The sequence below is a fragment of the Saccharomonospora halophila 8 genome (genome assembly GCF_000383775.1).
GTDB lineage: Bacteria > Actinomycetota > Actinomycetes > Mycobacteriales > Pseudonocardiaceae > Saccharomonospora > Saccharomonospora halophila.
In genome coordinates this window covers 1-2,746 of the sequence record NZ_KB912551.1, presented here as the reverse complement: position 1 = coordinate 2,746, position 2,746 = coordinate 1, and the positions used below count along the sequence as shown (strand labels likewise).

2 protein-coding genes and 1 pseudogene are annotated in these 2,746 nt (G+C 73.4%); all 3 read left to right on the top strand.

All coding sequences use genetic code 11. The annotated features are described in order from the left end of the window. A pseudogene (locus SACHA_RS25350) lies at positions 1-520 on the top strand (MCE family protein); the annotation flags it as partial. Next, complete coding sequence (locus tag SACHA_RS23395) at positions 517-1,689, top strand: MCE family protein (RefSeq protein WP_019809830.1); 1,173 nt, start codon at positions 517-519, stop codon at positions 1,687-1,689. The pseudogene SACHA_RS25350 and the gene SACHA_RS23395, both read left to right, overlap by 4 nt. Next, positions 1,686-2,746 (top strand): MlaD family protein (locus SACHA_RS0111445; protein WP_019809828.1); only part of this gene is annotated, 1,061 nt, incomplete at its 3' end. The genes SACHA_RS23395 and SACHA_RS0111445, both read left to right, overlap by 4 nt.

Genomic DNA, 2,746 nt, shown 5'->3' with positions numbered 1-2,746 from the left:
CGAGGTGGGCGCGCTCGTCGAGGACGTGGACTCGCTGGTCACTCTGGTCGCCGACCACCGGCGCACGATCGACTCGGTGACCGAGGCGGTCACGAACGCGTCGGCGGACCTCGCCGAACACGAGGACTCCGTGGCCCGGGCCCTGACCCGGCTGTCCGAGGCGCTCGGCAGCCTCAGCCGACTGCTCGACGGGCACGGCACGGAACTCACCGGGGACGTCTCCCGGCTGGCCGAGGTGAGCACCACCCTGGTGGCCCGGCGCAACCAGCTCGCCGAGACGCTGGACACGCTCCCGCTGGCGCTGGAGAACTTCGACCGCGCCCTCACCGGGGACGACCGCCTGCGCATCCGGCTCGACCTCTCCACCAATCTCTCCCAGTTCCCCACGACGGCCCGGCTGTGCGAGCGCCTGCCCCTGCCGTTGTGCGAGGGCGCGGGGATCACGAATCCGCTCGACTTCCCGCCGGAGGTCGACGATCCGTTCGGGTTGCGGGCACTGCTCGACGGAGGTGGAGGATGATTCGACCGACGACGGCGGTGCTGCGGTGCGCGGTGCCCACCGCGCTGGTCGCGGTCCTCACCGCGGGGTGCGGTCTGGAGCGGTTGAGCATGCAGACGCTCGCCGGAGCCGGCGGCACCGAGCCGGTGGACCGCGTCACCGCCGTGTTCACCGACGTCTCGCGCCTGCACGTCGGCAGCCCGGTGCGGGCCGGACCGGTCGAGGTCGGCCGGGTGTCGGAGATCCGCACCGAGGACTTCCGCGCGCTGGTCGAACTCGACCTGCACACCGAGGTCGCCCTCGGACCGGAGACCACCGCACGCCTGGAACTGGTCTCCACGCTCGGGAGCCGCTACGTCGTACTCGACCCCGGCCGGGAGACGTCGCCGTCCGCCGACGGGCACCGGATCCCCCCGGAGCGCACCTCGCCCGGTCCGACGATCGAGGACACGCTCGCGGCGGTGGGCACCCTGCTGAACGGCTCCGGCCTCGCCCAGATGCGCACGCTGGTGACCGAGGCCGACGCGGCCCTGTCCGGACGCGGTGGAACCGTCCGCGAACTGCTGTCCGAACTGGACTCCGTGTTGACGACGCTGGACGAGCACAGGGGACGGATCCGGGAACTGATCGACTCGGTCGGTGCGGTGTCCGGGCGGCTCGCGGACGGCACCCCGACGCTGGAGGCGGCGCTGACGGAGATCACCCCCGCGGTCGAGACGTTGCTGGCCGAGCGGGACCGGTTCACCGACCTGCTCGACACGACCGCCTCCCTCGGCGAGACGGTGCGGGGGGTGCTCGACGAGACGGGGGACGCGCTGACCGACCAGGTGGACCGGCTGCGCCCGCTGTTGACCGACCTGGCCGACGTGGGCGAGCGGCTGGGCGGCACGCTGGCCGGGGCCCGGGAGTTCGTCGGGCTGCTGCGCCGGGCGGCACCGGGCGACTACCTGCTGCTCGACGGCACGCTGGACGTCTCCCGCTCGATCGCCGAGATCCTCGATCCCGGTCACCCGCCCGGCTCCCTCCGCGCCCCGGGCGACCGGGACACCACCGGACGCGGGGACGGCGCCGGAGCCGTCCCCGACGAATCCGGGCACACCGGGCACCTCGGCGGGACCGGAGAGACCGGGGAGCGCTTCGATCCCCTGGACCTCACCGACGACCTGCTGTCGAAAAAGAGGCCACGATGAACCACCGGCTCGCCCTGACCCAGCTGGCGCTGTTCGCGGTGATCGGGCTCGCGTGCGGCTACTACGTCGCGACCAACGTGGCCGGGCCCGGCCTGTGGCGGGACCCGATCGCGGTCACGGTCCGGATGCCGGACACCGGCGGGCTCTCCCCCTCGTCCCGGGTGACCTACCGCGGCGTGGACGTCGGGGAGGTGACCGACGTCCGGATCGACACCGACCGGGCCGGTGTCGCGGTGGACCTGGCCCTCGACCCGGGAACCCGCGTATCCGAGGACCTGACGGCGGTGGTCACGATGGACACCCCGATCGCCATCGTGCGACTGGACCTGCGGCCGTCGTCCGACGAACCGCCGTACCTGTCCCCCGGCGACGTCGTCGCCGCCGGGGACACGAGACGGCCGGTGGAGCTGGACGCGCTGCTCGCGCGGGTGCTCGCGGTGGCCGACGACCTGCCCGCGCAGGACATCGGCACGATCGCCGACGCGCTGGCCACCGGGCTCGGTGGGGGCGCCGACGAGCTCGTCCGCATCCTGGACAACACGAGGACGCTGCTGGACACGGCCGCCGGGCACACCGACGAGATCCGGAGTGTGCTGCGCGGCAGCCGGGAACTGATCGGCTCCTCCGGCGGCAGGCTCCGCGAGCTGGCCTCCTCGTTGCGCGGCATGACCGACACCCTGCGGGAGCACGAACCGGCGGTGCGGGAGTTGGTGCACGAGGTCGACGCACCCGCCCGGCGGGTGGCGGAGCTGATGACCACGAACCAGCCGGCACTCACCACACTGCTGGGCAACCTGGTCACGACCGGCAGGATGGTGAGTGTGCGCGGCCCCGCCGTGGAACAGTTGCTGGCGTCGCTGCCGGAGACACTCACCGGACTCGGCGACATCGTCGAGGGCGACACCGCCCGGTTCTACCTCGTCGGCGCGCAGGGCCCGGTCTGCTACCACGGCACCGACCGGCGCACCCCCGTCGACACGGAACCCCGGCCGCCGGAGTTGACCTGGCACTGCCCGCCCGGCGAACGGCTGGCCCAGCGCGGCGCCGCGAACGCGCC